This window comes from Haematobacter missouriensis (genome assembly GCF_000740775.1).
Classification (GTDB): domain Bacteria; phylum Pseudomonadota; class Alphaproteobacteria; order Rhodobacterales; family Rhodobacteraceae; genus Haematobacter; species Haematobacter missouriensis.
The window spans coordinates 1-323 of the sequence record NZ_JFGS01000133.1 but is presented as its reverse complement, the minus strand read 5'-3'; the positions used below and the strand labels follow the sequence as shown (position 1 = coordinate 323).

Annotated in this window: 1 protein-coding gene; it reads left to right on the top strand. The window is 53.6% G+C overall.

Features of this window, described 5'->3' with window-relative positions; translation table 11 throughout:
* A partial coding sequence (locus CG51_RS20650) for a hypothetical protein (RefSeq protein WP_211254224.1) occupies positions 1-242 on the top strand: 242 nt, incomplete at its 5' end.
* Between the last annotated feature and the right edge of the window lie 81 nt (positions 243-323).

Here is a 323-nt window from a genome sequence, read left to right as displayed (position 1 = left end):
CACAGGTTCAAATCCTGTCCCCGCAACCAGAATTCTGCGAAATATCAGTACGTTATGAGCCGTCCGGAAGGGCGGCTTTTTGCGTTGCAGGTTTCGACTCAACACAGACTCAGCAAAATGCTGCTGGCCTGCCCTGGCGTGGTTCAAAGGGAAGCTTGGGTCGGTGCCCGATTAGCGTTCTCTTGAAGACGGCAGAAGTGGACAGACAGCTTAAAGACGAAAAGATAAAGCCCGGCTACTGAGGGTAAACAGCTTTTCTGCGGCCTGATGATGAACCTCGACGGGCATCGAATGTGACCTGCGCCCCTTGTGTCCCTCGATCA